Source organism: Neorhizobium tunisiense (genome assembly GCF_039631515.1).
Lineage (GTDB): Bacteria > Pseudomonadota > Alphaproteobacteria > Rhizobiales > Rhizobiaceae > Neorhizobium.
This window is the reverse complement of sequence record NZ_JBDIUU010000003.1, coordinates 442,501-445,394: the sequence shown is the minus strand read 5'-3', so window position 1 is coordinate 445,394 and position 2,894 is coordinate 442,501. Positions and strand designations below refer to the sequence as shown.

The 2,894-nt window shown below is 54.4% G+C and carries 1 tRNA gene and 2 rRNA genes (1 of these 3 running past the window's edge); all 3 read right to left on the bottom strand.

The window, feature by feature from the left end:
• Position 1: 1 nt before the first annotated feature.
• Positions 2-78 (bottom strand) — tRNA-Met (locus ABCW43_RS16255).
• Positions 79-317: 239 nt separating this feature from the next.
• Positions 318-432: ribosomal RNA gene (rrf, locus tag ABCW43_RS16250) — 5S ribosomal RNA — on the bottom strand.
• Between the two features lie 236 nt (positions 433-668).
• Positions 669-2,894: ribosomal RNA gene (locus ABCW43_RS16245) — 23S ribosomal RNA — on the bottom strand; it runs 576 nt beyond the window's last position.

Below are 2,894 nucleotides of genomic sequence, written 5' to 3'. Positions count from 1 at the left end.
TTGGTTGCGGGGGCAGGATTTGAACCTGCGGCCTTCAGGTTATGAGCCTGACGAGCTACCGGGCTGCTCCACCCCGCGTTAAGCGCAAACCTCTTTGAGGTTTGTCGCGGCTCCGCCGTCGCGACGCGATGGCGGACTGTGCCGGAGCAAATTGCCGAAGGCGATTTGTCTCCTGTGAGGGACGCAGGGGAAAGTTTCCAGTGCGGCTTGCCTCGTATTTCGGTATTGAACGGCAAAAGGGCCGCTTTTGGGCGGCCCTTGGTTTCGGCCAGGGGCCGTTTGTTTTCGTGAATGAGAAGATATGTTGCGTTTAGCAGACCTGGCAGCGACCTACTCTCCCGCGTCTTGAGACGGAGTACCATTGGCGCAGGGGCGTTTCACGGCCGTGTTCGGAATGGGAACGGGTGCGGCCGCCCCGCAATAACCACCAGGTCAGCGAAGCGCAACATTGTGAGAAGCTGGTGAAGTTTTCACTTCGTTTTTAGTCTTTGAACACGTCTTTAAACCTTTCCAGACCCGATGAGCGCTTTGGGCACCCATGCAGGCCAGAGGCCGTCGCGCCATGTGGCGCGGGCCGTCCGCAGGCAGCAAACCAAAGGTTTGCGTACGCCGTCAGGACAAAGGTCTTAGGCACATCGAACTTCGTTCGATGAGCATAATCAATGAGAACGATCAAGCCAATCGGGCTATTAGTACCGGTAAGCTTCATGCATTGCTGCACGTCCACACCCGGCCTATCAACGTGGTCGTCTTCCACGGCCCTGATAGGGAACACTCGTTTTCAGGTTGGTTTCCCGCTTAGATGCCTTCAGCGGTTATCCATTCCATATATAGCTACCCTGCTATGCCCTTGGCAGGACAACAGGTCCACCAGAGATATGTCCATCCCGGTCCTCTCGTACTAGGGACAGATCCTGTCAATATTCCTACACCCACGGCAGATAGGGACCGAACTGTCTCACGACGTTCTGAACCCAGCTCACGTACCGCTTTAATTGGCGAACAGCCAAACCCTTGGGACCTGCTCCAGCCCCAGGATGCGATGAGCCGACATCGAGGTGCCAAACAACCCCGTCGATATGGACTCTTGGGGGTCATCAGCCTGTTATCCCCGGCGTACCTTTTATCCGTTGAGCGATGGCCCTTCCACGCGGGACCACCGGATCACTATGACCGACTTTCGTCTCTGCTCGACTTGTCAGTCTCGCAGTCAGGCGGGCTTATGCCATTGCACTCGACGACCGATTTCCGACCGGTCTGAGCCCACCATCGCGCGCCTCCGTTACTCTTTCGGAGGCGACCGCCCCAGTCAAACTACCCACCATACACTGTCCCGGATCCGGATGACGGACCGCGGTTAGACATCCATGACGATAAGGGTGGTATTTCAAGGATGGCTCCACGAAGACTGGCGTCCCCGCTTCAAAGCCTACCACCTATCCTACACATGCCGACACGAATGCCAGTGTAAAGCTATAGTAAAGGTGCACGGGGTCTTTCCGTCTAACCGCAGGAACCCCGCATCTTCACGGGGAATTCAATTTCACTGAGTCTATGTTGGAGACAGCGGGGAAGTCGTTACGCCATTCGTGCAGGTCGGAACTTACCCGACAAGGAATTTCGCTACCTTAGGACCGTTATAGTTACGGCCGCCGTTTACTGGGGCTTCGATTCAAAGCTTGCACCTCTCCTCTTAACCTTCCAGCACCGGGCAGGCGTCAGACCCTATACGTCGTCTTTAGACTTCGCAGAGCCCTGTGTTTTTGATAAACAGTCGCTACCCCCTGGTCTGTGCCACCCCATTATGGTTGCCCAAAATGGGGTCACGCTTCTTCCGAAGTTACGCGTGCAATTTGCCGAGTTCCTTCAACATAGTTCTCTCAAGCGCCTTGGTATACTCTACCTGACCACCTGTGTCGGTTTCGGGTACGGTCTATAATGGTGGAGCTATTTCCTGGAACCGCCCCACTGCCCAACCAATCCAATAAGGTTGAACAATTTTTGCGATCCGTCACTACCACCAGGCCCACGAATATTAACGTGGTTCCCATCACCTACGCATTTCTGCCTCGGCTTAGGGGCCGGCTAACCCTGCTCAGATTAACTTTAAGCAGGAACCCTTGGTCTTTCGGCGAGAGGGTCTCTCACCCTCTTTATCGTTACTCATGTCAACATTCGCACTTCCGATACCTCCAGAGGCCCTCACGGGTCCTCCTTCACAGGCTTACGGAACGCTCCGCTACCACACGTGACAAGTCACGTATCCTCAGCTTCGGTGCATGGCTTTAGCCCCGTTACATTTTCGGCGCAAAGACCCTTAATTAGACCAGTGAGCTGTTACGCTTTCTTTAAATGATGGCTGCTTCTAAGCCAACATCCTGGTTGTTTTGGGATCCTCACATCCTTTCCCACTTAGCCATGACTTGGGGACCTTAGCTGGAGGTCAGGGTTGTTTCCCTTTTCACGACGGACGTTAGCACCCGCCGTGTGTCTGCCGATTAGTACTCCCGGGTATTCGGAGTTTGGTTAGGATCAGTAAGACGGTGAGTCCCCATAGCCCATCCAGTGCTCTACCCCCCGGGGTATTCGATCGACGCACTACCTAAATAGTTTTCGCGGAGAACCAGCTATTTCCGAGTTTGATTGGCCTTTCACCCCTAGCCACAAGTCATCCCAATCTATTGCAACAGATGCGGGTTCGGTCCTCCAGTTGGTGTTACCCAACCTTCAACCTGCTCATGGCTAGATCACTCGGTTTCGGGTCTAATGCAACTAACTGAACGCCCTGTTCAGACTCGCTTTCGCTGCGCCTACACCTACCGGCTTAAGCTTGCTAGTTACACTAAGTCGTTGACCCATTATACAAAAGGTACGCCGTCAGGGTTGCCCCCTCC